1 protein-coding gene is annotated in these 1,131 nt (G+C 55.8%); it reads right to left on the reverse strand.

Features of this window, described 5'->3' with window-relative positions:
• Window positions 1–21: 21 nt before the first annotated feature.
• Window positions 22–1,077, reverse strand: coding sequence for a transposase (locus C437_RS12100; RefSeq protein WP_004517248.1), 1,056 nt, complete (start codon window positions 1,075–1,077; stop codon window positions 22–24).
• Between the last annotated feature and the right edge of the window lie 54 nt (window positions 1,078–1,131).

Raw genomic sequence — 1,131 nt, forward strand, 5'->3', positions numbered from 1 at the left:
GAGGGCGTCACAGAATCATTGTCACACCTCGACTGAAATCTTTCCAGGATTAGCACCTCGTTCGTAATTGGTGATTGCAATCGCCAGCCGCAAGCAGAGGGCCAGAAACACGTGTGTTTTCACGTGGACGCGGCCTCGGACGCGCGGCGTCCCGAGGCCGCAGTCTTTGCTTGCACCGATCGTTCGTTCAACCTGTGTCCGGCGCTTGTACGTCTCTTCTAACACTGATTGCTTCAGGTGAATATTGTCAGTGTGGTTCTCGATACGATCTTCGATCCTGTACTCGATGTCGAGTGGATCGTTGGTGTTTCTCGGATTGTACGGAGCCACCGACACGACGCCCTCGTCAACGAGGTCGTCGTGCCACTCAAGAATGTCAAAGGCCCCATCACCGAGCATCCAGATCGGCTTTTCGACGGCGAGCGCGTCACGGGTGATGCGCTTCGCCGTCTCCTCATCAACCTGCTTTTGCTGTGTAAAGGCCGCTGCAATCGGAAGTTTCGGCCCTGTCGAGACGAGCAAACAGCCGTAGCCGTAGTAGTAGCTGTCCTCATCTTCGTCACTCTCCTCGTCTCCGTCCTCGTCATCTTCGTTCTCTGTGTCGTCTGATTCAGCCGTTGGGTCGTAGTTCCACGTAGCGTCGTCATCGTCGGGGTGTGCCCGCACATCTGTCGAATCGATTCGGAAGGTGTTGTCGAGCAGGTCGCGGTCGGCGACCTGCTCGACGAGCTTGTTGAATGCGTCCTCGGCGACCAACGCGAAGTCCGTGAAGAACCGATGAATCGACTGATAGGACGGCGCACTCTCGAATCCGCACTGCCGCCAGATCAGTTCATCGTGGAGTTCTCTGGCGACTGCTTTGACACCGTAGATGTCTCGACTGAAACAATAGAGTACTCCTTTGAACAGTTCTGGTGCTTCGTGTTCCCGTGTTCGCCCCCATGGGTCGGGGGCGAACACGGGGAACTCCTCTAAGAACGAGAGGTCAAGATGCTCAAACAACGCCAACGGTACCGTATCCAGGTCTTTGAATAGCTCTTCGAACGAAGGATGATTCTGCGGGGTTGTGGCGCTCATGTACCATTTGCCACTCCCCGCTCACTGGTGTGTCAACCTTTCTGTGACGCCCTC

Source organism: Haloarcula vallismortis ATCC 29715 (assembly GCF_000337775.1).
Taxonomy (GTDB): Archaea; Halobacteriota; Halobacteria; order Halobacteriales; family Haloarculaceae; genus Haloarcula; species Haloarcula vallismortis.

Coding starts and splice junctions, on each gene's coding strand:
- C437_RS12100 (WP_004517248.1), bottom strand. CDS start 1,077: ATGAGCGCCACAACCCCGCAGAATCATCCTTCGTTCGAAGAGCTATTC.